We start from the raw sequence: 24,409 nt of genomic DNA, 5'->3' as shown, positions 1-24,409 counted from the left end.
TCATGTTAGTAAAAGAGCAAATCAAACGGTTACTATATTTAGGACTTTATGCGCTATACACGCGTATTAAGCTTTTTATAATCCCGTTTTGTATTGTGCCACTCGTCGTGATTGTGCTTGCTTTATTTGCACAAAAACAATACAGCAATCATGCAACTATTTTAATCGAAGAATCTGCACTACTTAACCCATATTTAGATGACTTATCTTTCTCATTTCAATTATCAGATCGTATTGCAGCGTTACGCACCTTAGTTATCAGTCGCAAAGTACTTATCTCTGTAGCGAAAGAAACACAATTAATCCCTGAAAATGCCAGCAATAAACAGGTTGAAGAAATACATCAACAGTTGTCTAAGGCTTTATCTTTATCTTTGATTGGTGATGAGCTGGTCCGCATCAACTTTATTTGGCATAACCAAGCACAAATGAAGCCAGTGCTTGAAAAGGTCGTTGAAAAATTTATAGAGCGTTTACTTGCTCCAACTAAAGCTTCTCTGGATACGTCTGAGCAATTTTTCTACATACAACTTGATAGTCTACGTGAAGAATTAGAGGCTTCAGAAGAAGCACTAGCAGAATTTAAAAGTCAAAACAGTAATACTTTACCAGCCGTGCTTCATAGTAACCGGCAAACATTTGATACCTTACTAACTGAAAAACAACAAAAAATGATTGCTCTATCTGGTGCAAAAGCAAAGCTTAACGCACTGGTAAGCAAAGTAGGGCAAGCAAATCCTATTTTAGGAAACTTAGAAGAAAAAATAATCCGTACAGAATCAGAACTCAGTTTGCTGCGCACTCGCTATACCGATAAGCACAGCAAAATCATCGAGAAAAAACGTACCCTCGTTAATTTAAAAAGCCGTCAACAAGCATTACTAGAGAAAAGCGAACAGTTAAGTACAACAAATATCGATCAGCTTTGGCAGTTAGTGAATACCTTACCTTCTCAAGATAACAAAGAATCAAGTGTACTGGTTTCTCAACTGTTAGCACTTGAAGAGGCACGCAACAACTTACTACAGCAAGAGCAAGAGTTTGCCATGTTAGAAGAGCAAGTGAAGCTAGTGAGCGATCGTTTATTAGTGACCAGTGATGTTGAAAAGCAATTACGTAAACTCGAGCGTGACTATGAAGTAAAACAATCACTATACAAAGATATGCTCAGTCGTTACGAAATGGCCAAAGTGACTGGCAAGCTCGTTAAATATGAAGGCCCTGACAAAGTTAAGACAATTGAACGCGCATATAGCCCAACGCAACCAATAAATACCTCAATTATGATGACTGCAATAGTTGGACTTATCTTAGGGATATTTACAGGTGGTGCAAGTGTGTTTGTTGCAGCCCTTTGTGATAGCCATTTAAAAGACACGCAAACCATAGAAAAGTTAACTAACACTGAGGTGGTAACAATACTTCCTATCGTCAATAACGGGGAAATAACCGGCATTATTGAAGGAGAAAAATCATGAATGTTATGCATTTAGTTCAACACTTACAGGTAGGTGGCTTAGAAAAAATGGCAATAACGCTGCTTCAAAACAGTCAATTTAAGCATTCAAGTATTATTGTTTCGCTTGAGGGGGATAGAAATACTGCATTTGAACAGTGGCCTGAGCTTCAGCCTTTCAGTCATCGCGTCATTTGTTTAGATAAAAAGCCAGGGATCAGTTTATCTGTTATAGCTAAAATCAAAAGTCTAATCAAAGAGCATGATATTGACATAATACATAGCCACCACATTGGGCCACTGATTTATGCGGGGATAGCAAGTTCGTTATCGCAAGGTTCAGTACGGCATATTTCAACAATACATGACGCATGGTACCTCACTAATACAAAGCAACGCACTTTTACAAAGTTATTAGATTCGTTAACTAATATATATTGGGTTGCTGACGCACGCATTGTTGCAGACGAATTTAGAGCCAAAACTGCGATTATCCCCGAGCGCACTATTTTAAATGGCATAGATTGCGAAAACTTTATGGCTATTGATGCTAAAGCAGCTCGTGAACAATTCAACTTACCAAATAATGTTAGGTTAATCGGCTGCGCAGCAAGACTTATAGAAGGGAAGGGTCATAAAGATATGATTCATTCACTTCGCTACTTACCCGATGATTTTCATATGGTATTTGCCGGAGATGGAGACCAAAAAGAGTATTTATTAAATTTGGTAAGAAGCTTGCACTTAACTTCGCGGGTTCATTTTTTGGGAAATGTACATGATATGCGTGCATTTTATTCAAGTATTGATGTGATGTGTTTGTACTCTCAACGCGAAGGCCTTCCACTTTCAATAATTGAAGCAATGGCATGTGGTATTCCAATTGTGGCCAGTGATGTGGGAGGCATTCATGAAGTCGTTACTCCAGAGCAAGGTGAACTTGTCAGTGTTAATGACTTTAATCAACTTGCTCCTGCAATTCAAAGAGCTTGTACTTTACCGCGGGGACTCTGTATCCGTCACCATGCTATTAAGGTTGCTGATGCACGAACAATGAGCAGTAAATACGATAATTTATACTCAGCACTGCTGATGTAGGAGGTTAGTATGACATTTGTTACGCTTCTATTTATTACCTTGGTGTGTGTTGTTATATATCACCATATCGGTTACCCAATTTTGTTAAAACTGATTGCCTCAAGAAAGTTAAAACCAACTACACAGCAAGAGTGTGCTGATAAGTATCAACCAAAAATTGCGATTTTAATGTGCGCTTACAATGAACAGCAGCACATTGCTGAGAAGCTCCATAACCTAGCCTCATTAATTTATGATAACAGTCGCTATTCAATCCATGTTTATTTTGATGGCTGTACAGACAACACGATAGAACAGGCAATGCAAGCTCAACAAGTGCTTCATAGCCAAGGAGTACAGTGCTTTTTTCATATTCGCGATGAGAATATGGGGAAAGTACAAGGCTTAAATACCCTGATGGGCATTGCAAAATATCAAAACGATATTCTACTTTTTACCGATGTCAGTGCCTTATTAAGCATTGATGTGCTTAATAAAGTTGTAGAGCATTTTGTTAATCCCTCTATCAGTATTTTAACCGGTGTGTACACATTGGATGACGATGCACCTGAGTCACAAAAGGTTTATTGGCATTACCAAAATCAAATTAAGAAATCAGAATCGAACCTTGGTGCTGTTATTGGTGTCCCTGGTGCTATGTTCGCTATGCGCTCAAGCGATGCGTTTGAACTTGAACAAAACACCATAAATGACGATTTTGTTTTATCAATGAAAGTATTGGGCAAAGGGGGCAAGGCGGTACTTGACGAAGACGTTGTGATATACGAACGTGATTGCGATTCACAAAGCGATGATTACACCCGCCGCGTACGTTTAGGCGCTGGAAATTGGCAACAAATTAAAGCCTTAATGATTTTGTTAAATCCTCGTTTAGGTTGGACTTTTCTTAATTATTTTTCTCATAAAGTTCTGCGTGGTGTAATGCCTATTATTTTAGCCTTTATCTATGCCAGCATTATTTTTGAGGCATTTATTGCACACACATTGTGGGCACAAGCTCTTGCAACAGCTATAGCGTCTTTACACATTACACATATAGTCAAAGCAACTTGCCAACTTTCAACACCTATACCTTTGATTGATAAGATCAACTATATATTAAATAGCTACTTCTTAGCATTGTGGGGAATCATTCGCTACGAACTTGGCTACTTTGACAAACCTTGGAAACGGGTTAGGTCAATTCGTAAGGTCTCAACCAAAACGCTAGTTAAAATAATAAAACGCACAATTGATATTGTTGGCGCGCTAGCACTTCTCACTCTTGTATGGCCAATCTGCTTAATAACTGCTGTTGTAATTAAACTTACCTCAAAAGGCCCAGTGATATTTAAACAGTTGAGAGTGGGCGAAAGCTCAGATGAATTTGTGTCTCTTTTTTACGTTTATAAATTTCGCTCTATGGTTGTTGATGCTGAGTCACACTCAGGTGCAGTTTGGGCAAGTAAAGATGATCCAAGAATAACAGCGGTTGGCCGTTTTATGCGTAAAACCCGTATCGACGAGCTTCCGCAACTTTTTAATGTTCTTAGAGGAGAGATGTCTTTAATAGGCCCTCGACCTGAACGCCCAGTTTTCTATGGCAAACTGGAAAAAGATATTCCCTATTTTTGTCAACGTACTTACGGGGTGAAACCGGGTATCTCAGGTCTTGCACAAGTAATGAACGGATACGACGAAACAATAGAAGACGCCAGAAGTAAGATAGGTTGGGATTACGCTTATTCATTGAGTATGTCTTCTCCTGTTGCATGGGCAAAATTAGAATTATCAATTATCCTGCGAACCTTACTTGTTGTTTTCACTGGTAAAGGACAATAACAGGTTCTGCAAATTACGTTGCATAATGCAATTTTTACTATCAAAAAAGTTTGCATTATGCATCAACCAGTCTTTATTAATATATAAATCAATGCGTTATAAACTGGCACTGTAGTTGTACTGTTAACTATGACTAACCAAATACAAAGGTAGAAGATCATGGCTAACAACACAAAAGTATCTGCAGACAGTAAATACATCACACTCCCAAATGATTTTTCGGGCCTTGCAGTAGACGGCTTTAAAGATCAATTCGAAGAAGTAGCACAAGGTAAACAAACCAACGTTGTACTCGATTTTAGTGAAACAACTTTTATCGACTCATCTGGTATAGGTGCGATGGTCTTTTTATATAAACGCATTGAGAAGAAAGGCCAAAAGCTGTCATTACTTAATGTCTCTGGTCAGCCTCATAAGTTAATGAGTCTGTTAAGAGTAGACAAAACAATCCCTTTCATTGAACAAAATGATATAGCTTGAGGTGAGTTATGAAGCACACACTCTTTATCATAATTTTGCTCACGTTAGGTGGATGTGCTTCTTGGCCTGATGAAGGGCAAGGCGGCTGGGCTGAAAAATATCAGAACTACCCGTTAACCGATGAGCAAAACGAGCTTATATACGATACACAGGAAACCATTGTACTTAGTGAGTTTGAACATCACGTACTCAAACTTGATTTACTAAAAGCACAAGGTATTCAACAATGTATGCCTGCTCAATTATTAAAAGCACAGATATACGAAAACCGCATTCGTCGACTCATTGCGGCTAAAATGTGGTCTGATGCCGAGCATGATTTACTCGTTCATTACCATGGACTAAATCAACTAACTAAACACTTCGAGACGGTTAATGCTTTAACTAAATGCGGTGCAGCAACAAAAGCAGAAGAGCCAATGAGTGTTTCTCTAAAAGAACAGATCACAGAGCTTTTGAATAGCGATAATCAATTTTCGTTAAACGACTTTCAGGTAACGCCGAAGTATCTCTCACGCTTAGCACAAGCTGCTGATCTAATTAAACAAGTGAAAAATGTTGAGTTATTGCTTGTCGGTCATGCTGATATTAGTGGTCAGCAAATAACAAATTATGAACTGGCTTTTAAACGCGCCGAAACAGTGAAACATTGGCTGGGTGTTTATGGTGTAAACCCTGCAACTATGACCACCTTAACACAAGGAAGTTTATCGCCTTACAGCGAACAACCTGATTCAAGTTTTAAGCGCCATTCAGATAGACGTGTAAACGCGATTATTATCGACAAGGGTGATGAAAAAGCAAATGAGCAACATCCTGCATTATCTAGTTGGACGAAAATCTTAAACGGGCCTAAGGAGTAATACAATGAAACAATTACTTTTATTACTTTGTTTAATTTTTCTCGCAACCTCAGTGGCTGCTGAAGAAATCAAAGTGGGCAATAAGCTTTTCGTCTATTTACCTGGTGAAGCTGATTTTTCTCAACCATTTGAGGTAGATAAAGATGGCTCTATCACACTGCCTGAGCTGGGTCGTTTTAATGTGGCGGGCTTAGAACTTAAAGAAATTGAAGCACAGCTCAAAAAATCACTCAGTGAAGTCTTTGTTGCAATGGATGATTTTTATGTAGAAATACATTCGCGCGATATCTTTATTAATGTAATGGGTTATGTGAATGAACCTTCACAAGTTAGTATTCCAAACGATGGTAACATTCAAATGGTAATAGCCAGAGCTGGGGGCTTAAAACCCGGCGCCCAACTAGACCGCTTACAAATCCGCCGTGCAAATGAAGTTATAGAGTTCAACTATAAAGCGTATCTAGACTCAGGCAACATAGATTTACTTCCCAGCTTACAAAGCGCTGATACTGTATTTGTGCCTGTTTCTCCGCTATTAGGTAATGTACAAATTGATTTTGATGCTCAAACATTAAGTGCTTCTGGCGATGCGAGCGATAACAGTGCGATTACTTTATTGGGTGAAGTGCACAACCCGGGTAGTTTCTCTTTTAAAGAAAATATGAGTGTGCTGGATGCATTAATGCGTGCAGAGGGCGTAACTCACTATGCTGATGTAACTAAAATTCGCGTCATTGTTGATAAAACCCCAGTGGTATTTGATCTTAAAGCATACTTAGATAAACCAAGCAACGATACCATGCCAGAGCTCAAAGCGGGCTCTACTATCTATGTGCCAATTATGGTCGATGATGTTAATACCACATCAAGAACTGTGTACATCATGGGAGAGGTACAAAAGCCTGGTGCCTATGAAGCCGCAGAAAATACAAGCTTTTTAGATATTCTTGCTAATGCTGGGGGGCCAACACGCTTTGCTGAAACTCGTCAGATTAAAATCTTAACTCCAGCAGGCGAAAGCATCTTATTTGACTTACAAGGTTACAGCGAAGGCATAGTCACAGTAAAAGTACCAAGCCTTAACCCAGGCGATGTGATTTTTGTACCAGAGAAAACCGATCAAAACGAAAAAAGCTGGTTAAAAGTACCCCCAAAACGTGCCATCAAAATTATCGGTGCCATTTTATCTCCGGGCCGTTATGAGTGGAGCCCTGAAATGGACTTTACTGATTTACTTGCTCATGCCGGCGGCCCAACTAAGGGTGCCAATATCAATGATATTAAAATTGTGAGAAACGGCGAGGTGACCAAACGTTTCGATTTAGAGCAATACACTATTAATGATTCGGGCAAATATGAACTGCCAAATTTAATGGCTGGCGACACCATTATTGTTGAAGAGTTACCGGTTGACCCTGCAGACAATAAATCTCAATGGATCCGCCAAGAGTCTGGAAAATCAATTTATATTATGGGGCAGGTTGGTTCACCAGGTCGATATGCTTTTAATACCAACATGCACTTTATTGATATTTTGGCTGCAGCTGATGGTCCGACCGATAATGCAGACCTACGTAATATTCGTATTACTCACCGTAATGGTAATACGGCTAAAGTTAGCAGGTTAAACCTTGCAATGTATTTTGAAACCGGCGATGAAACATTATTTCCCCATGTGTTACCTGGCGACACCATTTATATCCCAGAAAAAAACAAAGACTGGTTACGTACACCTAAAGAGCAAGTTGTTCGAATCATGGGCGCAGTTGAAAAACCAGGACGCTATAGCTTTGACGATACCATGACAGTGCTTGATGTTTTAGCAGAAGCAGGCGGTCCATCAAGTTCAGCACTCATCGACAAAATCGTGGTTGTGAACCACTCTTGCTGCAAAGAGCAATCAAGAGTATTTGATTTAGAAGAGTTTGTGAAAAACCCTAACTCAGCCTACATACCGGTTCTACGAGCGGGCGATACACTTTATGTCCCTGATAAAGGGCAGGATTTAATGAGTCAATTTAAATCAAACTTCTTAGATTTTATAACTGTGCTAGCTTTAGTGGTGGGCTTATGAAATTAATTCCTGCGCAATACCAAGAACTAGAAGCTGTGTGTAACGAAATAGATAATGCTAAAGCACGTTGCATTTGTTTTATTTCTTTAACAGGCAACGAAGGGTCAACGTCATTGTGTGCAAGTGTTGCTAGACGTTTAAGTTTACAAGGTTCAAGAGTACTAATTATCGACTTGAACCCTTTAAACCCTTTTAAATTGAATTCGCAAACAAAAGCAGAATCATGGTGTTTTAGTGATATATCTTGTCAGCTTAATATTATTAATACTGATTATGTTGATTTATTAACCATGCAGCACCTAAAAGAGTTGGAATCGGTAAAAAATAAAACAGTACTCAATGATGCGATTGAACGAATAAAGCAAGAGTACGATTTTATTTTTTTAGATATGAGCCCGGCCTTGAAACGTAACCGAGGTAATGTGCCGCTGCATGCATTAAGTCTGTGTACTGAATTAACCTTTTTGACAGTATCACTTGGTTACAACAATGAAGAGGCGCTGTGTCACGGGGTCGCAAATTTAAACAATGCGGGGATAAAAAATATAAAAATTGTTGTTGCTCAACATCAGTTTGCACCGCTTGGTAGTCGTATTTTAAATACACTCAATAAATACCAACAAAAGTGGCCAACACTCACTAATTTTTTAATTAATAAAGTGATAAAACAACGTTGGTTATTTGTTCCTTACTGAGGCCTTGTATGGATTGTTTATATCAAAGATCATTTCAATTAGATTGGCCTATTGTTAGTGAGATCCGCCATATTCTAAAACATGTATTAACAGCTATAAGTGTTAAAAATCAAGATATTGATGCTGCCGGCTTGGTCGCTACTGAGTACCTAACAAACTTGCTACGTCATAGCGAGGAAAGTGATAAAAAGCTGCAGTTTTCAATGTATAAATTACCTAAAAATAAATTGCTTATAGAGTTCACTGATGCAATGCCAAGCTATAATTTGTTTGAGAATCATAGCTCTGATTGGCATCTAGAAAGTGGTGAGTTAGTAGAAGGTGGTATGGGTGTAGCGCTTATTAAGCACTACTTCCCAAATGCTAAGTACACATCAGAGAAGCACAAAAATACCTTTTCATTTCATTTATCAAACATTGATAAACGACCAACACTGATTTATATCGATGATGACAAATCTCAGTTAGCTTTGCTAAATGCTTATCTTTGCGACCACTTTCAGGTAATTTGCTGTGAAGATATAGAGTCAGGTTGGCAAGAGCTACTTACATCGGGCGCAACGATTTTGTTGCTTGACCATAAACTAAAAAATGGCACAAGTGAGCCATTATTAAAAAAATTAAATCAGTCAAATATTAAAACAAATTTATCAGTAGTCATGCTAACCGGAGATGATAGTGATGAACTTATTAAACGGATAAATTTATTAGGGGTTGATGACTACTTAGTAAAACCCGTAACAAAAACTCGATTACTACAAAGTATTGAACGAATTGTTCATCGATTCTCTGCGTTAAAATATTTAATTAACGAAGAGCGAATGCAAACACAGCGTAGTTTAACAGATCATACCGCCTATAATTTTGGCTCGATTATTTCACAAAATGGTGGCGATTTCTGTTTATATCCCCACCAGCCACAAAAGCCAGTTATCTTAGGAGATATGATGGGGCATGGCATTACAGCTTTAAAAGAAAGCTTCGCCATCAAAGGTTTTTTGAGTGGCTGTTTGGCCACAGAGATCCCCTTACAAAATGTTCTTAGCACCTTAAACACAGCACTCTGTGAACAACGACTGTGTAAATCGAGTTTAGTGACCTTATTAATAACATTTATAGAAAACAACACATTCCATTGGTTCAATGCCGGTCATCCTGCTCCTTGTGTTATTACTAAAAAAGGGCAGTTAATACAGTTAACTGGAACAGACCCTTTACTTGGTTTAAGTGATGAGCATCACTACTCACATTACCAATATGACCTGAGTGATGTTGAGCATATTTTACTATTTACTGATGGCTGGTTAGACAACCAACATTTTAATGAGGTGGGTCAACACATAGCAAATTTAACGGCCGAAGATCTTCACAGTGAACAATTTGCATATAAGCTTTGGCAATCAAGCCAAGTTAAACTATCAGACGAAGTTGATGATGCGTCTTTAATTGTCATCAATAAACACTAAATATAGAGTTTACAAAGTCACCAATTAAGCACTAAGCTACTAGTAAGGAGCTGTAAAATAATCACTTTATCTCAGCATAAAAACTATAAAAAGGAAGCCAGTAATGCCACCTAAAATACTCATTGTTGAAGATACTGAGTCACTCGCCTTGATGTATCAGTCTTATCTGATTCCAACGGGAGTGAAAACACGCATCGCTTATAACGGTGAGCAAGCAATGTGTGCATTACAAGAATTCGAGCCTGACTTAATAATTTTAGATGTCATGCTACCCGATATAAATGGCTTGGATATTTTATCTTCGTTAGACTCAGACACCGCACCACAAGTTATTGTTCTTACAGGTCATGGCACCAAAGAAATGGCCATTAAAGCCATTAAACTCGGCGCGAGTGACTTTTTAGAAAAACCAATAGAAGCCGATCGTTTTAGGATCACCGTAAATAACGCGCTTAAATTAAAAGACTTAAAGCAAACGGTAAAAAGTTATCAAACTACATACGAAAATGGTAAATATTTTGATTTGATTGGTAGCTCAAGCGTGATGCAGTCAGTTTATCAAATCATAAAATCTGCATCGGCAAGTAAAGCAACCGTGTTCATCACCGGTGAAAGTGGTACTGGTAAAGAGTTGTGTGCACGTGCTGTGCATTTAGCATCACCTCGAGCTAATAAGCCTTTTGTTGCTCTAAACTGTGCAGCTATTCCTAAAGACTTAATTGAAAGCGAAATATTCGGACACTTAAAAGGCGCTTTTACAGGTGCTATAGCAAATCGAGAAGGAGCTGCAGGTCAAGCTGATGGCGGCACGTTATTTCTTGATGAACTTTGTGAGATGGATATCAACTTACAAAGCAAACTACTGCGTTTTATTCAAACGGGATGTTATCAACAAGTAGGCAGTGAAAAAGAAGTGAAAGTGGATGTACGCTTCGTTTGCGCTACCAATCGAGACCCGTTACTAGAAGTACAAGAAGGTCGCTTTCGGGAAGATCTTTATTATCGTTTACACGTTATTCCAATAGCCTTACCGCCACTAAAACAACGGGGCAAAGATGTTATAGAAATTGCTGATGCGTTATTTAAAAAAATAAGTAAAGAAGAAAAGCGCCAATATAAAGGGATGTCTGAAGGCGTAAAAAACTTATTTTTGGGCTACAGTTGGCCTGGTAATGTTCGTCAATTAGAGAACACGATTCGTAATATTATGGTGTTACATGATGAATCATATATCGAAGTGGATATGATCCCCGCATTACCTCAATCCTCTAATCAGAATCAATTAGCATCGTTGCATCAAGTACCGCAACCAGAAGTCATTATTACTGCTGTAGATACAGGCTTGCATACTGAACAAGCTACCATGAATGACACTTTGTTGACGTTCACTCAAGCAGACATTGAACCATTATGGCTTGTTGAAAAACGTTACATTGAACAAGCTATACAAGCATGTGATAACAACATTCCTAAAGCAGCTGCTTTATTAGATGTGAGCCCTTCAACTTTATACCGAAAAATTAAAAGCTGGGAAGAGATGCAAGTAAGCTAGTTCGATAAACTCGGTTAAGTTGCTTGAATTGTTGCTCTCCACCAAACCGTTGCCTGACCAAAGTATGTGCATTAGTAAGCATGTAAGTAATTTGGTCAGGGGTTAAATTGATTAAATTATTTAATTGCTTAGATAGCGCTTGCGCAGAATTATCTGCCATTAATAACCCATTGGTTAAGTGACTCACAATATGAGGTAATTGCCCAACAGGAGAGACAATAACTAATACGCCATGCGACATTGCCTCAAGCACTACCATTGGCAGTCCTTCAGCCCTAGAACAGACCACTAATACATCGAGTTTTTGCCAAATTTCATGTTGCTCGCACATGCCGTGAAAGGATACTGAAGAAAGATCAAGTTCGTCACGCATAGGACCATCGCCAAACATATGAAAATTTAAAGAACTAGTGGCAAATTGCTTAGCAACATCTACAAATATATCGGGCCCTTTTTCTATTGAAAGCCGACCAACAAAACCAACATTTAAATTGCTTTTGCATTTAGGTTCTAATGTCTGGTTAGTATTAGGAATAGAAATGAAGTTTTCAAGTACTTCGGCATTGTAAATATCGGCAGCTAATTGATTTGAAACTGCAAAATTTTTAGAAAAGAAGCTTAAAAGCTTATCAAGCTTGTTATATAAAAAGACTTTACCACGGCCAACTTCTCCAGCATGGTAAGTCGAAATGCAAGGGCGGTTTTGCCAGCGGCATACTAACTTACCCATGATACTTGCCTTGTACCCATGGGTGTGCAGTAACGCTGAACGAGGAAACGATTTTAAAATATCGTTTAAACTTTTTAAGCTCCCGCCAGCAAAACCATAGACGATATTTTCTTGCTCTAAGCGATAGTAAAAATCCCGGTTATTATGATCTTGATAAAATAGGATTGAACTCTTAATATTGTTTCGTTCTAAAAGCTTATTTAAAGCAATTAGGTGACTTTCGATTCCACCTATCAGGCTTGAATCAACAAATAAAATAACACTGTATTTCATATTCACTCCAAGGTGAGACCATGATAGATAATGCTACATTTTCTCAGTTAAAACAGGATGTTGGTGATGACTTAGCTAAACAGCTTTTGCAAGTCTATATCACTGAATCCAGTCAAATTGTTTCAAGCCTAGCTGATCCAAACAAGCAAACTGACATCGAAATTAATGCACATAGCTTAAAAAGCAGTAGCCTGAGCTATGGTGCATTAGCTGTCGGAAAACTTGCCGAACAAATTGAAATGAAAGCTAAAGCAGCACAATTCGATGACCAACTTGTTAGCCTAATCAGTACTTTGCAAGATCAATTTACACAGACCTCAACCCACGCGCAGAGCTTGATCAGCGCGAATTAATTGCTCATGCTCAGTCTCTAAACTGAGCGGCATTTTTAGGATTTCTCCAAACACCGTGCTTAACTGCTCTATATCGTGTTGTTGATTAGCCGATTTCACCACATCATTAAAATGAGAAACAATTTCACTAAGTGCATCTAAAGAAATACTTAAATCGCAAAAACTATAGCCCAGCATGCCTTCAAGCCAGTCAACAGGTTTCATATCGAGCGATTTAATAACACTGGTTTCTTTAGCGATGTTTTCAATAAACACTCTACATGCCGATGTGTTTTGCACGGCTTTGGCAATATCTTCTACTAACATGGCTGGCATAACACTGGTAATCAGACTGCCTGGGCCAATAATAAGCATATCTGCGTTTTCTATTGCCTGAATAACACCTGGTGCGGCATTTACATTTTGAGAGAGGGTGACGTAATCGGGTAATTCCGCCAGAGAATCAATTTCGCATTCGCCAAGTACTTTTAAACCAGAAGGTAACACCGCAAGTAAATCGGTAGGTTCATCTGACATGGGTAAAATAGTTTCAGAGTTTCCTAACATTGCGTTAAACCATGCTACTGCTTGAGTCGCAGAGTTTGTTTGTTGCGTTAAACTTAATAATGCTAAATTACCCAAGCTGTGGCCATCGAGTTCACCGCCATTAAAACGGTGGTGAAATACTTGATGAATAAGTGAGTCATTATCTGCAAGCTGTAAACAACAGCGCCGTATGTCACCCAATGCAACAACATCTTGACTATTTCTTAGCTTGCCAGTGCTACCACCATTATCGGTTGTTGCTACAATCGCAGTTAGTTCTGCACAATGAGGTCTTATAGCACTGAGCATATGAGATAAACCATGGCCACCACCAATGCATACTATTTTCATGATTCTTACCCCTTATTCGTTCAATGCTACTTAAAAGCATAGTCTGTACCAAAAGGTTAAGTTTTATAAGGTGATGAAATTTAAATACTTTATTTTCTAGGTTTAGTGTCTACACTAAAAGTGGGGCATTTATTTGCAATATGCGACGCAATATCAACGTGGAAAAGCAATGGCTGAATTAAATTTACAACAGTTACAGAGTGAACTTCGGAAGTTTCACGGTATAAATGACAGTCGAGCGTTGAAAGCGCAGCTTGAACATGTATTAGCGCCGTACTTTACTTTTAACGAACTTTGTTTAATCAATATCGAACATGACAAAGCATCTTTCGAAATGAGAACCACAAAACACCTTGAATTTGATGAACAATTACTAAAGGAAATACTAAAATCCAGTAACGACGAATGGTGTTTTTTTAATACTAACCATGTTTTCCTAAGCTCAGAGCCACTTAATGATGCCTTGATATTTAAAGTCGCCTTGTCTGAAGAAAGCATGCAATGTTTTGTGTTTTTTTCAGTTAAAGAAAGTGACTATTTTTCTAAAAAAGCATCAACAGCGCTCCATGTGCTATTACAGCAAGTAGCATGGCAGTATTCACAATTAACACGTTTAAATAGGCAAAAATTTCATTCAACCTCGTTATTAACTCGCCTTGGAGAGCTGTCAGAATTATTTAGAGACTTTGCCAGTGAATGGTTTTGGCGCACCAATAAAGAAGAGCGGTTTATTAATGTGCTGACCACAGCTAGCCACAGTAATTTATATAAACGTCATTTTTTACATAAAAATTTCGATGCGATCATTACTCAGCAAGAACAAAAACAGCTTAAAAAATGGTCTCACTTTAAGCACCTTTTAGCCGAGCGTGCTGAGTTTCTTGATTTTGAGTTTGAAGTTAACTCCTCACCATCGGCATGGGTATCATTTAGTGGCAAGCCACAGTTTGATGCGCAGGGTCAGTTTAGAGGCTACCTCGGAATTGCAAAAGATATCACAGTAAACAAAGACCGTGAGCAAGCTTTGCAATTAGCAAAAGAAAAGGCAGAAGAAGCGAATCTTGCTAAATCTAAATTTTTAACCGTGATGTCACATGAAATACGTACCCCTATGAATGCGATAGTCGGAATGTTAGATTTACTTGCTGATTCAAAACTTAGCGACAAACAAAGCCGCTGGCTTGATTATGCTAATTCAAGTGCCGATTTATTACTTGATTTAATTAGTGACGTACTGGATTTTTCTAAAATTGAAAGTGGCTCATTAGTTTAGACATTAAAGCAACCGACATCAATGCCTTGGTGAAGAATATTGCATCACAGTTTTTAGAGATAACACAAGGCACTAATGTTGTTTTTTCTACACAAATCAAAGACGGCTTACCGGATAAAATAAATATTGATAGTGCGCGAGTAGGGCAAATACTTTTTAATATTCTTGATAATGCTTTTAAGTTTACCAAAGTGGGGACGGTTAATTTTGTAGCAGATTACACTGACCAATACCTACACTTTGAAATATCAGATACCGGGCAGGGAATATCTCCTTCGCATATTGATTCAATTTACGATGCCTTTAAACAACATGACTATGGTGTAAACCGGCAGATTGAAGGGGTTGGTCTTGGCTTAAGCATAACAAAGAGCCTTGTTGATCTAATGAAAGGGGATATTAAAGTTGTTAGTGAACAAAATGTAGGTACTAAGTTTACTATTCAGATCCCCTATACGGTTGTAAGTGCTGATACCAAAGTAGTTGACGACGAAAACACATTAGAGCCTATCGCTATTTTGGTAACTGAAGACAATAAGACCAATCAAGTGTTGATTAAAGCTTTCTTAGAAAAGCTTAATCACCATGTCACATTGGCTGATCATGGCCAACAAGCAATTGAAAAGTTACAACAACAACACTTTGATTTAGTTCTTATGGACATGATGATGCCCGTTATGGATGGTATAACCGCAACAAAATACATTCGTGATGAATTAAAGATGACCTTACCCATAGTAGCGTTAACAGCCAATGCTTCGCATCAAGATAAAGCAATCTGTATAGATGCGGGAATGAACAAAGTATTAACTAAACCGATTCGCTTTCATGATTTAAATAGGGCTTTGAGGGTGCTATTTAGTCAGTAACAAAGCCCCGAAGGGCCTTTTACAATACCATAGCTGCAATCCAACCGGCGATCAGCAACGGAATATTAAAATGAATAAATGTCGGTACCACAGAATCCCATATATGGTCATGTTGCCCATCTGCATTTAAACCGGATGTTGGCCCAAGTGTAGAATCTGATGCGGGGGAGCCTGCATCACCTAATGCCCCTGCAGTGCCAACAAGCGCCGCAGTGGCCATTACTGAAAAGTTTAGTTCTAATGCCAACGGTACAAATAAGGTGGCAATAATAGGCACCGTCGAAAACGAGCTACCAATGCCCATCGTTATTAGTAACCCAACAAGTAAAATTAATGCAGCAGCAAGTGGTTTATTCCCTTCCATAAGACCAGCAGCTGAACTAACAAGGGAGGTGACATCACCTGTTGCTTGCATTACCGAAGCAAACCCTTGTGCAGAAATCATAATAAAGCCAATCATCGCCATCATAGCAACGCCTTTACTAAAAACATCACTATTTTGTTCCCACTTAACAACTCCAAATAAACTGAAAATCATTACACCAACTAGTCCACCTAATATCATCGAATTGCTAACACTTTGAGCTATTAACGAGCAAAGCACAGCTGCAATTCCCACAATAAGCACTTTTTTAGGTTGTTCGATAACAACATTTTGAGGTGTTTCAGTAAGCGGGTGTGGAGCATAGTCACGGCGTTTTTTATAACTAACAAACACTGCGATTAACAAACCTACAACCATGCCAAGTGCAGGGATGATCATTGCCATGGGCACCTGGGTATTCACAATTTCTAAACCATTATCGGTTAAGTTTTTATGTAAAATTGAATATAGGTATATTCCACCAAAACCATAGGGCAAAACCATGTACGAGGTTGCCAAACCAAAAGTTAAAATGCACGCAATAGCACGCCTATCTAAGCGCAGTTTGTTGAATATCACTAGCAACGGTGGGATCAATATCGGAATAAAGGCTATATGCACTGGGATTAGGTTCTGCGAAGAGATCGCGCAAAGTAAGATAATAACTAAAATAAAATAACTTAGCGTTGTTTCGCCTTTATGGCTGTGCTCATTCACCTGTTTTAACAGGGTTGAAGCAAGTATTCGGGTCAATCCTGATTTTGAAATAGCCACAGCGAATGCCCCTAACATGGCATAGCTTAATGCGATTTCTGCACCACCAGAGAGCCCGTCATTAAATGCATTCAGTGTTTCTGATAGACCAAGCCCGGCAGTTAGACCAGCAACAATCGCACTCAGTGTCATTGCGACAATAACGTTAATTCGGCAAAGTGTTAGTACCAGCATCAAAATAACGCCAATAATTACTGCATTCATGGTTTTCTCTATTTTGCTGTTTTGATGGAGTGTAACAGAAGTCGTACCTGCTTTTTGCGGTTTTGATTAAAAGCCTGTTGCTGATAACGTACTTCGATGAATATTTGTTCAAATTTAGCTAGTTTGCTGGCAACTGTTGGCTTTGAGCGCTTCATCAAAGCGATATTTTGCAAAGGAGTGTTTGTTTCATCGTAGTGAATTTGTTGTTTTTCAGCCCAGCGATAAAGTTGCATCAGTTCAAAAACAAGGGGTTCAGAACTGCGAGGTAAACGCTTGCTGTATAAAAAGTAACTGGTAAAACAAAGTGCGAGAGTTACCATTATTACCAATGGAGTTAACCAAAATGCATTATTACCAAAAAGCGCTTTAAATAAGTTTTGTTGCGATTGCTCGTCAAAAGTTAAAACCCAATTTGTCCATTTGTAATCAAGCTCTTCTAATTTTATACGAAGCCAATTAATCGCTTTTAAGTGACTCCAGCGCTTTAAGCCAAAGTTTAAATTATCATTAAACCGTTCGCTCAATGCTTGAAACTCTGACAACGAACCGTTGAGACGTTCAGGTGCAACAACTTCAGTTGCATCGAAAACATGCCAACGCTCATAGTAAAATACTTCAACCCATGCATGTGCATCATATTGGTAAATATTAAGGGTTGTGCCTTGTCGTTCCGCACCTAAGTAGCCTGATACAACGCGTGCTGGATAACCTGCCGCACGAAACATAAAAGCTGCTGTACTGGCGTAGTGGCCACAAAACCCACTCTTATTTTCAAACACAAACTGATCAATGGTGTTTTTATTAAGCATAGGAGTAGGAGTTAGGGTATAGCTAAATTGTTGCGTATTAAAATAGCCTAATAGAGCATTGAAATACGATTGTGCGGTAGTATTTTTATTGGCTAAATTATTTACAAGCTCACGAGTCTTGGGGTTACTTTCAACGGGAAGTTGTGTATAAAGCCGCTGCTCAAAAGGAGTTAGGCTATAACTTACTTGCGTACTTTGCGCAGCATATTTAATATTTTTATTTAGATTGCCTTTACGTTTTAGCAAACCGTTGTATGTGCTCGCCACATTATTATGACTACTCGTGGCAAACCCTAACGCAAAAAGCCAGTTCGATGATGACGGCTCGGCAATAACATTATATTCAACCTTAGGTTCTTCAATATTGACACTACGATTGTTGTTAAATTGTTGAGACTTCAAAATGTCCGATACTAACCATTGCTGACCATCAAAGGCATCATGAATTAAACTGCGCCAATAATAGGGCGCTTGTAAGGTCGAGTTCGGCTGCTCTTCAACTCTGAACACAAGGTCATCAGACTCTGCAAGCTTTGCAATTGCAAAAGGGTCAACTTGTTCAGATAAACCAGTTTTTGCAAGCTTTGGCCCCGGAAGTTGCCAAAATGCAGGGAGTTTAGGTAGAAATAAAATTAAAAAAACTGATACTGGTAATGCGAGTAAAACTGTTGTAATACTTTGCTTATTGGCAGCCTTAAAGCTTTTAGGGCTTGATAAATAACCCAGAACCGCAAAGTTAATGATGTAAAGGAAGCTGACAATAAAGGTCTCTAAAATGCCTTGATAGAACAAATATACCGTGGAAAGGTTAAAAAACACCAGTAAACATACGGTTTGATAGTGTTTTACAGCTTTTGCTTGCAACAATTTAAAAGTGCTAGCGAGTAACATCATAGATACAAACAGTTTAACTGTATCGCTAATCCCTACAGTTACAAAAAGAGCAATTAAACACAGTGCCGCAAGGATATTTGCCATCAGTGCAGTGAGTTTTTTATAAAACCGGTCTAACACGAGATTAAAAAAACTTAAGCCGACTAATATGAATAAAAACGAGATAGGGATCTCACTAAATAATAAGCCACTGATTGCTATAAATAGGAATGATAAAACGGCATTAATAAGCGATAAATTCACAACTAATGCTCCGCTAAGGCTTTTAAACAAGCTGTTTGATGGACATCACCAGACGCTTTTGAAATTTTCTTTTTTGGCAAAGTTAATGAAAAAGCGATTTGTTGTTCTGTAAGTTGATTAACTAAAAAACATAGCTGACATAAGCGATACTCTGTATTACCACTTAGCATATTAAAATTAAGCGCTAACTCTTGAGTCGTATCACTGGTAAATTCTTTGCTCAACAATTGCTGTGTTTTTGCATAGTGTTTCCATGATACTTTATTCAAAGCTGAGCCTTTAATAAAAGGTGTTAATTGATAAAACTCATCAGAACCTGTTCTAGATTGTGCATTATCACCTGCATCGTTCAGCTCTTCATGTAACTCAATATCTAAGTTTTCTGCTGATTTAGGAGTAGGGTAAACATAGATCACATCACTCGGCTGAATATAACTCCACACAGACACTAAACCAAATGGAAAGTGACTTATTATTTTTGCTTTTTCAAGACCGTAAACACCACGTTTAGTACAGTTAAGTGCTATTTCAATGGTTTTTTTGTCCGAGTTATCCAGCGATATAGTCTCTGACTCTGAGCCAGATATCATTAATTTTACTTGTCGGCTACTAGAGGTTGATTGTAACTGATAACGCGCATAGGGAGATTTTGGAGCATAACTATTTATAGCAAAAAGATACTTAACAGATAAACCGCGCATATTCTTATAACCAGTGAGAATCGAGAACACCAAAATAACTACCATCAAATAGGCCATCGCCAAGATCAGATTGTTTTGATAATTGATGCCCATCACAAAGTTAAGCAGTGCAATGAGTAAAAACTTCATGCCTAATTTAGAAGGTAATACATAAATGTTTTTATGTTGAAGAGAGATCTCATTAACGTTATGTTTATTCTTCAAAAATTTATTGAAAATGGATTGGCCAATTTCAGAAATAATAAAAGCAGGGCGCTTTAACATGCTTATAAGCTTACAGGCACATGATTTAATGCATAGCCACTATCTTGATTGTTCAAACCAAGGCGGTGATCAGTCACACTGCTAAATACAGCTTGAACATCCTCAGGTAACACAAAGTCACGTCCTTCAATATAAGCCCATGATTTCGCTGCACGCGAAATAGCAATACTGGCTCTTGGCGATAAAGGATTAACAAAATGAGAGCTTTGGCGTGTGTAATCAACCAGTTCTAAAATATAATCAACAACCGCGTTACTCAATGTAACTGAAGATATTTCTTTTTGAATAACAGCAAGTTGCTCAGGGGTAATGCGAACTGGTAATTCATCATAATTGCGGTTATTCAAACCTAAAATTAAGCTTTTTTCTGCTTGTTTATCAGGAAAGCCTAAGCTAATACGCATGAAAAAACGATCTAATTGTGACTCAGGTAACGGGTAAGTACCTGATTGATTTACTGGATTTTGTGTTGCGATAACAAAAAATGGAGAAGGCAGGGCATGTTTAACCGAATCAACAGTAACTTGTTTTTCTTCCATGGCTTCAAGTAACGCACTTTGTGTTTTAGGTCCCGCGCGATTTATTTCATCTGCTAACACAACCTGACTAAAAACAGGGCCTTGATGAAAAGAAAACGCATGTTCCTTTGCATCAAAAATATTTGTTCCTAGTATATCTGATGGAAGTAAATCACTGGTGAATTGAATACGTTGGTAAGATAACCCTAAGACTGCCGCAAGTGCATGAGATAATGTGGTTTTTCCCATCCCAGGTAAATCTTCAATTAATAAATGGCCTTCGCTAAACAAACAAGCTAGAGCAAGTTTAATTTGTTGTTGTTTACCAAGAATAACAGTAGATAGGTCATCTATAATAAGATTGATTGTTGAGTTCATAAACTACTTAACTTGCGATGGTTTCCATCATTTCTAGGCGCTTCATGACAGTATCGACTTTTTTGGCATTAAATGGTTTTGCAATAAAACCCTTAGCGCCAAGTTCCCAAGTATTTTGCACATTCTCAAGACTATTATGGCCGGAACACATAACAACATGAGTATGTGGGTGATGGTCATTTAAGTATTCAAGGATCTCAGTGCCGTCTGTATTAGGAAGCTCAATATCTAGAAAGATAACATTTGGAGACTTTTCCTCAATAACAGTTTTTGCTGATTCAAAATCTCGGCTTTCTAAAATATCGTCAAAACCCAGACCAGTTAAAATTTGATTTAAATAATCTCTGATATCTTGCATATCATCAATTATCAAAATTGGTTCTAACGGTTTCACAAATTCCATATCGTTTACATCTTATCGTTACATCTCAAGTTGATAGTTTTAATATATGCTATGGAGTAGCTAAGCTCAAGAAACAGCCACGAATTAAATGAATAAGTTGATAAAACACTACCACAATGTCCGATACCGTCTAGTATTGGACTTAGCACACGCAGAGTATAGATGTGGTTATGTATAAATACGTTACTTCCTATAATTTATATTATGTTAAATAAAGTATTTGTCTTTATAAACAGCCTCATTAGTCGTTAGATTTTAAGGTTTTTTAGCCCCTTTTTTGCTTAATTTGGTTTTTCACGATTTCTTTGTTTCTATAAAATGCTCATTTGTATTTCGTAAATCTATCACCCTGAGCCTGACTTACTTCATTTCCATGAGCATATTACGAGATCATTTTACTGACATACAAATTGTTAGATGACTCAAAGCACCTAGATGGCTTGTAGCTTGCTTAATAGCCAAAGTCTGTATTAACTATGGTTAAACTTAATAGCTCAAAGATTAGGTTTATTATTAGCTTCTGCCATAAGCAATTTTCTTTTTTTGGCTACTTCAAATTGTTGAAGTCTTAACTTAAATCTAAATTTATATTCGTTATAAAGTGCATCAGTTTCACTTTTATTTTTGAGCTTTATTTCTTCAAGATTATGAATTGTATTGATCACATTATCTATACTTGTTGATTTGTGAATGACAGAAATTAAATGCTCTAGGTTTGTTTTAACATCATTATAAACAACGAGGTGTTCTTCGAGGATTTTCTCAGCTTCAGCATTTATGAACTCATAATCTTCATGTTCGTCAAGATCTAATAAAATAGCTTCATTGCAAAGCTCTCTAACTCGATTAGTCGAAATGGTTTGATCAGCTGTCATTTCTGAAATCAGCTTTATTGCATCTCTTTTAAGTGTGTTTAATTCTAAAAACTCATTATGTAACCTTGTTTCTTTAGCATTTTTAAAAGTTATAACACTTATGTAAATCGCTGCACAACCAATGAGCATTGTAATTAGTGGCTGTAAATAGCCGCTAATGATCAAAGCACATTCTATAAACTTGATCATTCTTACGTCCTTTTGGAGAAAGTTTTGATAAGTTTTATCTTAACGTAATCAATACATAATTTATTGTGTAACGGCGACTTCTTGGTAATTTGTAAACCAAGGGTAAAAGCCGAAGCAATAAAAACATGGTTAGTGGCTTTAAATTTCATTGTCATTCCTTGTAATCTACCTACAACCACCCTAGTACGCATATTTTTAAATGACTATTTTATAGAACAATTTGCCTATTACAGCCGATGCTTTCTACAAAGTAATTATCATGACTTACTAGGATAAATCCGCCTTTAAAGTTTTGTAATGATTGAGCCAAGAGCTGTTTTGATTCAAGGTCTAGATGATTATCTGGCTCATCGAGTAACAAAAATGCGGTGCTTTCAATATTACTGACGATACACATGGCAAGCTTCATTTTTTCACCGCCACTTAAATGTGTCGCTTGCTTGAATACGTCATGTTTTCTAAAGCCTAAGCTTGCTAATAATGTACGTGCGGTGCTTTCATCAAGGGTCTTACAGTAGGATTTTAAGTTATCAAGCAAAGTTAGCTCTGCCTTAATTAAGGAAAAGTACTGATCTAAATACAACAACGGGCTATTCCTATGTATGTGCCCTGCTCTCATTTTTAACTCATCTGTTAAGGTTTTTAGTAGCGTCGATTTTCCTGCGCCATTTACACCAATTAAGTGTATTTTTTCATTATTGAATATCTGTAGGTTAATGGGGGTTTGCGACCCATATTGTAAAATTACGTTTTCAAGATTTAGTGCGTTGCGTTGTTTAATGTCAGGATTAGTAAAATAAAACTGCTGTTGTTTTATTTGTTCGAGCTGGCTAACTATATGTTTTTTATTACTATTAAGTAGCTCTTCTCGCTTTGCGGTATTTTTATTTTGCGAAGATAAATTAGCGCTCGCTTTATCTTTTTTAGCATCCATAAGCACTTTAGGTTGGCTACCAGATTTTCTTGTTACTACACCTTTAGCGGCTCTTTTTGCTGCTTTTTGTTTGCTGCGCTGCTGCTCTAATAGCAGTTTATTTTGCTCTTTAGTAGTATGAGATAGCTTATTTTCAAGCGCTGCTACCTGGTAGTTTTTTTGGGTAACGTAATCACTAAAACCGGTGCCAAACACTGATAACCCCATAGATGTGAGTTCCCATATTTCATCGGCTACTTGAAGTATTTCACGGTCATGACTTATTAAAAGTAGCTGCCCAGTGAATTGTTCTATGTGATTTAAAAGCCAGCTTTTACCTTGTTTATCTAAATGATTAGAAGGTTCATCAAGGATTATAATGTCATGGTGTATGGTAAATAGCGCCCATAATCTGAGTTGGCTTAGTTGACCGCCACTTAATGCTGTTGCACAACTGTTCTCATTAATACCATAAATGCCTAAACGAGTTAACTCAGCATAAAATCGCTCGGGCAGATCCCAAAATCCATCAAGTAAGTTAAGTTCGTGCTCTGTAAAATGACCGTTATTTATTTGCTGTAATGCTTTGAAATAGTGGTTAAGCCCTAGTACGTCTATAATCGTTTTATTTTTTAATGTGTGGCTATCAACTAGTTGCTCATAAAAACCAAGTTGACCATTGCAAACAACATTACCCGACGACGGGATAAGGCGATTACAAAGTAGCGATGCTAATACTGACTTCCCTACACCATTTCGCCCTACTAAAGCTGTTGTTTTAGCATTTAACGACACTGAAATATTATTCAGAACTTGGCCGCCATTGGCCTGTTGATAAGATAAGTTGGCTGCTTGTAATTTGGGCATACTGCCTCCTGTTATACAGGGACAGTAATGCAATTCGTTTAATTATAAAGCGAATTGAACTAAGCGTATGACCACCAAAATGGTAATTGATTTATACTACTGACAAGAGTGAGCAACGCCTACTAGCCCTGTTG

At 37.8% G+C, this 24,409-nt stretch carries 21 protein-coding genes; 12 read left to right on the top strand and 9 right to left on the bottom strand.

The genetic code is table 11. The features are described from left to right. Positions 1–2: 2 nt before the first annotated feature. From ACSFVZ_RS04300 to ACSFVZ_RS04260, 9 genes are all read left to right on the top strand, one after another. On the top strand, positions 3–1,478 hold the full coding sequence (locus ACSFVZ_RS04300) for a GumC family protein (RefSeq protein WP_135924576.1): 1,476 nt from the start codon (positions 3–5) through the stop codon (positions 1,476–1,478). Further along, entirely contained in the window at positions 1,475–2,554 is a 1,080-nt protein-coding gene (locus ACSFVZ_RS04295) for a glycosyltransferase (protein WP_435558194.1), read from the top strand. Before ACSFVZ_RS04300 ends, ACSFVZ_RS04295 begins: the two co-directional genes overlap by 4 nt. A gap of 9 nt (positions 2,555–2,563) precedes the next feature. Next, positions 2,564–4,375 (top strand): sugar transferase, encoded by a 1,812-nt coding sequence (locus tag ACSFVZ_RS04290; RefSeq protein ID WP_435558193.1) that lies wholly within the window; start codon positions 2,564–2,566, stop codon positions 4,373–4,375. 159 nt (positions 4,376–4,534) lie between these two features. Next, complete coding sequence (locus tag ACSFVZ_RS04285; RefSeq protein WP_138557532.1) at positions 4,535–4,855, top strand: STAS domain-containing protein; 321 nt, start codon at positions 4,535–4,537, stop codon at positions 4,853–4,855. A gap of 8 nt (positions 4,856–4,863) precedes the next feature. Next, positions 4,864–5,718, top strand: coding sequence for an OmpA family protein (locus ACSFVZ_RS04280; protein ID WP_435558192.1), 855 nt, complete (start codon positions 4,864–4,866; stop codon positions 5,716–5,718). Positions 5,719–5,722: 4 nt separating this feature from the next. Continuing rightward, positions 5,723–7,792, top strand: coding sequence for an SLBB domain-containing protein (locus ACSFVZ_RS04275; RefSeq protein WP_435558191.1), 2,070 nt, complete (start codon positions 5,723–5,725; stop codon positions 7,790–7,792). After that, positions 7,789–8,487 (top strand): AAA family ATPase, encoded by a 699-nt coding sequence (locus tag ACSFVZ_RS04270; protein WP_135924562.1) that lies wholly within the window; start codon positions 7,789–7,791, stop codon positions 8,485–8,487. Before ACSFVZ_RS04275 ends, ACSFVZ_RS04270 begins: the two co-directional genes overlap by 4 nt. Positions 8,488–8,495: 8 nt before the next feature. After that, positions 8,496–9,953 (top strand): SpoIIE family protein phosphatase, encoded by a 1,458-nt coding sequence (locus tag ACSFVZ_RS04265; protein ID WP_435558190.1) that lies wholly within the window; start codon positions 8,496–8,498, stop codon positions 9,951–9,953. Positions 9,954–10,056: 103 nt separating this feature from the next. Then, positions 10,057–11,505, top strand: coding sequence for a sigma-54-dependent transcriptional regulator (locus ACSFVZ_RS04260; RefSeq protein ID WP_235382118.1), 1,449 nt, complete (start codon positions 10,057–10,059; stop codon positions 11,503–11,505). Here ACSFVZ_RS04260 and ACSFVZ_RS04255 read toward each other — a convergent pair. Further along, complete coding sequence (locus ACSFVZ_RS04255) at positions 11,474–12,508, bottom strand: glycosyltransferase family 4 protein (RefSeq protein ID WP_435558189.1); 1,035 nt, start codon at positions 12,506–12,508, stop codon at positions 11,474–11,476. The genes ACSFVZ_RS04260 and ACSFVZ_RS04255 overlap by 32 nt on opposite strands. Before the next feature lie 20 nt (positions 12,509–12,528). On the opposite strand from ACSFVZ_RS04255, the gene ACSFVZ_RS04250 reads away from it, so the two are divergent. Continuing rightward, on the top strand, positions 12,529–12,861 hold the full coding sequence (locus ACSFVZ_RS04250; RefSeq protein WP_435558188.1) for an Hpt domain-containing protein: 333 nt from the start codon (positions 12,529–12,531) through the stop codon (positions 12,859–12,861). On the opposite strand, the gene ACSFVZ_RS04245 is transcribed toward ACSFVZ_RS04250, so the two are convergent. After that, positions 12,826–13,737, bottom strand: coding sequence for a gluconeogenesis factor YvcK family protein (locus ACSFVZ_RS04245; RefSeq protein WP_435558187.1), 912 nt, complete (start codon positions 13,735–13,737; stop codon positions 12,826–12,828). The two genes, ACSFVZ_RS04250 and ACSFVZ_RS04245, sit on opposite strands and share 36 nt — an antisense overlap. A 169-nt stretch (positions 13,738–13,906) precedes the next feature. On the opposite strand from ACSFVZ_RS04245, the gene ACSFVZ_RS04240 reads away from it, so the two are divergent. Both ACSFVZ_RS04240 and ACSFVZ_RS04235 read left to right on the top strand, forming a co-directional pair. After that, positions 13,907–15,010 (top strand): histidine kinase dimerization/phospho-acceptor domain-containing protein, encoded by a 1,104-nt coding sequence (locus ACSFVZ_RS04240; RefSeq protein ID WP_435558186.1) that lies wholly within the window; start codon positions 13,907–13,909, stop codon positions 15,008–15,010. Between the two features lie 29 nt (positions 15,011–15,039). After that, the gene (locus ACSFVZ_RS04235) at positions 15,040–15,879 is read left to right on the top strand and encodes a response regulator (protein WP_435558276.1); all 840 of its coding nucleotides are present in this window, start codon (positions 15,040–15,042) and stop codon (positions 15,877–15,879) included. 19 nt (positions 15,880–15,898) lie between these two features. On the opposite strand, the gene ACSFVZ_RS04230 is transcribed toward ACSFVZ_RS04235, so the two are convergent. The 7 genes from ACSFVZ_RS04230 to ACSFVZ_RS04200 form a co-directional block, all read right to left on the bottom strand. After that, complete coding sequence (locus ACSFVZ_RS04230) at positions 15,899–17,221, bottom strand: Na+/H+ antiporter family protein (RefSeq protein ID WP_435558185.1); 1,323 nt, start codon at positions 17,219–17,221, stop codon at positions 15,899–15,901. A gap of 8 nt (positions 17,222–17,229) precedes the next feature. Next, positions 17,230–19,167, bottom strand: coding sequence for a transglutaminase TgpA family protein (locus tag ACSFVZ_RS04225; RefSeq protein WP_435558184.1), 1,938 nt, complete (start codon positions 19,165–19,167; stop codon positions 17,230–17,232). Between the two features lie 2 nt (positions 19,168–19,169). Next, a complete protein-coding gene (locus tag ACSFVZ_RS04220) occupies positions 19,170–20,132 on the bottom strand; it encodes a DUF58 domain-containing protein (protein ID WP_435558183.1) in 963 nt (320 codons plus the stop codon). Between the two features lie 2 nt (positions 20,133–20,134). Next, positions 20,135–21,028 (bottom strand): AAA family ATPase, encoded by an 894-nt coding sequence (locus tag ACSFVZ_RS04215; RefSeq protein ID WP_253039369.1) that lies wholly within the window; start codon positions 21,026–21,028, stop codon positions 20,135–20,137. 7 nt (positions 21,029–21,035) lie between these two features. Beyond that, positions 21,036–21,431 (bottom strand): response regulator, encoded by a 396-nt coding sequence (locus ACSFVZ_RS04210; protein WP_135924536.1) that lies wholly within the window; start codon positions 21,429–21,431, stop codon positions 21,036–21,038. 494 nt (positions 21,432–21,925) lie between these two features. Further along, positions 21,926–22,495 (bottom strand): hypothetical protein, encoded by a 570-nt coding sequence (locus ACSFVZ_RS04205; protein ID WP_435558182.1) that lies wholly within the window; start codon positions 22,493–22,495, stop codon positions 21,926–21,928. Positions 22,496–22,703: 208 nt separating this feature from the next. After that, a complete protein-coding gene (locus ACSFVZ_RS04200) occupies positions 22,704–24,275 on the bottom strand; it encodes an ATP-binding cassette domain-containing protein (protein ID WP_435558181.1) in 1,572 nt (523 codons plus the stop codon). Between the last annotated feature and the right edge of the window lie 134 nt (positions 24,276–24,409).

It is taken from the genome of Pseudoalteromonas nanhaiensis (assembly GCF_051235485.1).
In the GTDB taxonomy this organism is placed as follows: Bacteria; Pseudomonadota; Gammaproteobacteria; order Enterobacterales; family Alteromonadaceae; genus Pseudoalteromonas; species Pseudoalteromonas lipolytica_C.
Note: the sequence above shows the minus strand (reverse complement) of the source record. Positions and strands in the feature narration are given on the sequence as shown.

What these genes read in the sequence shown, in the direction of transcription:
- ACSFVZ_RS04300 (WP_135924576.1), top strand. Translation starts at nt 3, where the DNA reads ATGTTAGTAAAAGAGCAAATCAAACGGTTACTATATTTAGGACTTTAT.
- ACSFVZ_RS04295 (WP_435558194.1), top strand. Translation starts at nt 1,475, where the DNA reads ATGAATGTTATGCATTTAGTTCAACACTTACAGGTAGGTGGCTTAGAA.
- ACSFVZ_RS04290 (WP_435558193.1), top strand. Translation starts at nt 2,564, where the DNA reads ATGACATTTGTTACGCTTCTATTTATTACCTTGGTGTGTGTTGTTATA.
- ACSFVZ_RS04285 (WP_138557532.1), top strand. Translation starts at nt 4,535, where the DNA reads ATGGCTAACAACACAAAAGTATCTGCAGACAGTAAATACATCACACTC.
- ACSFVZ_RS04280 (WP_435558192.1), top strand. Translation starts at nt 4,864, where the DNA reads ATGAAGCACACACTCTTTATCATAATTTTGCTCACGTTAGGTGGATGT.
- ACSFVZ_RS04275 (WP_435558191.1), top strand. Translation starts at nt 5,723, where the DNA reads ATGAAACAATTACTTTTATTACTTTGTTTAATTTTTCTCGCAACCTCA.
- ACSFVZ_RS04270 (WP_135924562.1), top strand. Translation starts at nt 7,789, where the DNA reads ATGAAATTAATTCCTGCGCAATACCAAGAACTAGAAGCTGTGTGTAAC.
- ACSFVZ_RS04265 (WP_435558190.1), top strand. Translation starts at nt 8,496, where the DNA reads ATGGATTGTTTATATCAAAGATCATTTCAATTAGATTGGCCTATTGTT.
- ACSFVZ_RS04260 (WP_235382118.1), top strand. Translation starts at nt 10,057, where the DNA reads ATGCCACCTAAAATACTCATTGTTGAAGATACTGAGTCACTCGCCTTG.
- ACSFVZ_RS04255 (WP_435558189.1), bottom strand. Translation starts at nt 12,508, where the DNA reads ATGAAATACAGTGTTATTTTATTTGTTGATTCAAGCCTGATAGGTGGA.
- ACSFVZ_RS04250 (WP_435558188.1), top strand. Translation starts at nt 12,529, where the DNA reads ATGATAGATAATGCTACATTTTCTCAGTTAAAACAGGATGTTGGTGAT.
- ACSFVZ_RS04245 (WP_435558187.1), bottom strand. Translation starts at nt 13,737, where the DNA reads ATGAAAATAGTATGCATTGGTGGTGGCCATGGTTTATCTCATATGCTC.
- ACSFVZ_RS04240 (WP_435558186.1), top strand. Translation starts at nt 13,907, where the DNA reads ATGGCTGAATTAAATTTACAACAGTTACAGAGTGAACTTCGGAAGTTT.
- ACSFVZ_RS04230 (WP_435558185.1), bottom strand. Translation starts at nt 17,221, where the DNA reads ATGAATGCAGTAATTATTGGCGTTATTTTGATGCTGGTACTAACACTT.
- ACSFVZ_RS04220 (WP_435558183.1), bottom strand. Translation starts at nt 20,132, where the DNA reads ATGTTAAAGCGCCCTGCTTTTATTATTTCTGAAATTGGCCAATCCATT.
- ACSFVZ_RS04215 (WP_253039369.1), bottom strand. Translation starts at nt 21,028, where the DNA reads ATGAACTCAACAATCAATCTTATTATAGATGACCTATCTACTGTTATT.
- ACSFVZ_RS04210 (WP_135924536.1), bottom strand. Translation starts at nt 21,431, where the DNA reads ATGGAATTTGTGAAACCGTTAGAACCAATTTTGATAATTGATGATATG.
- ACSFVZ_RS04205 (WP_435558182.1), bottom strand. Translation starts at nt 22,495, where the DNA reads ATGATCAAGTTTATAGAATGTGCTTTGATCATTAGCGGCTATTTACAG.
- ACSFVZ_RS04200 (WP_435558181.1), bottom strand. Translation starts at nt 24,275, where the DNA reads ATGCCCAAATTACAAGCAGCCAACTTATCTTATCAACAGGCCAATGGC.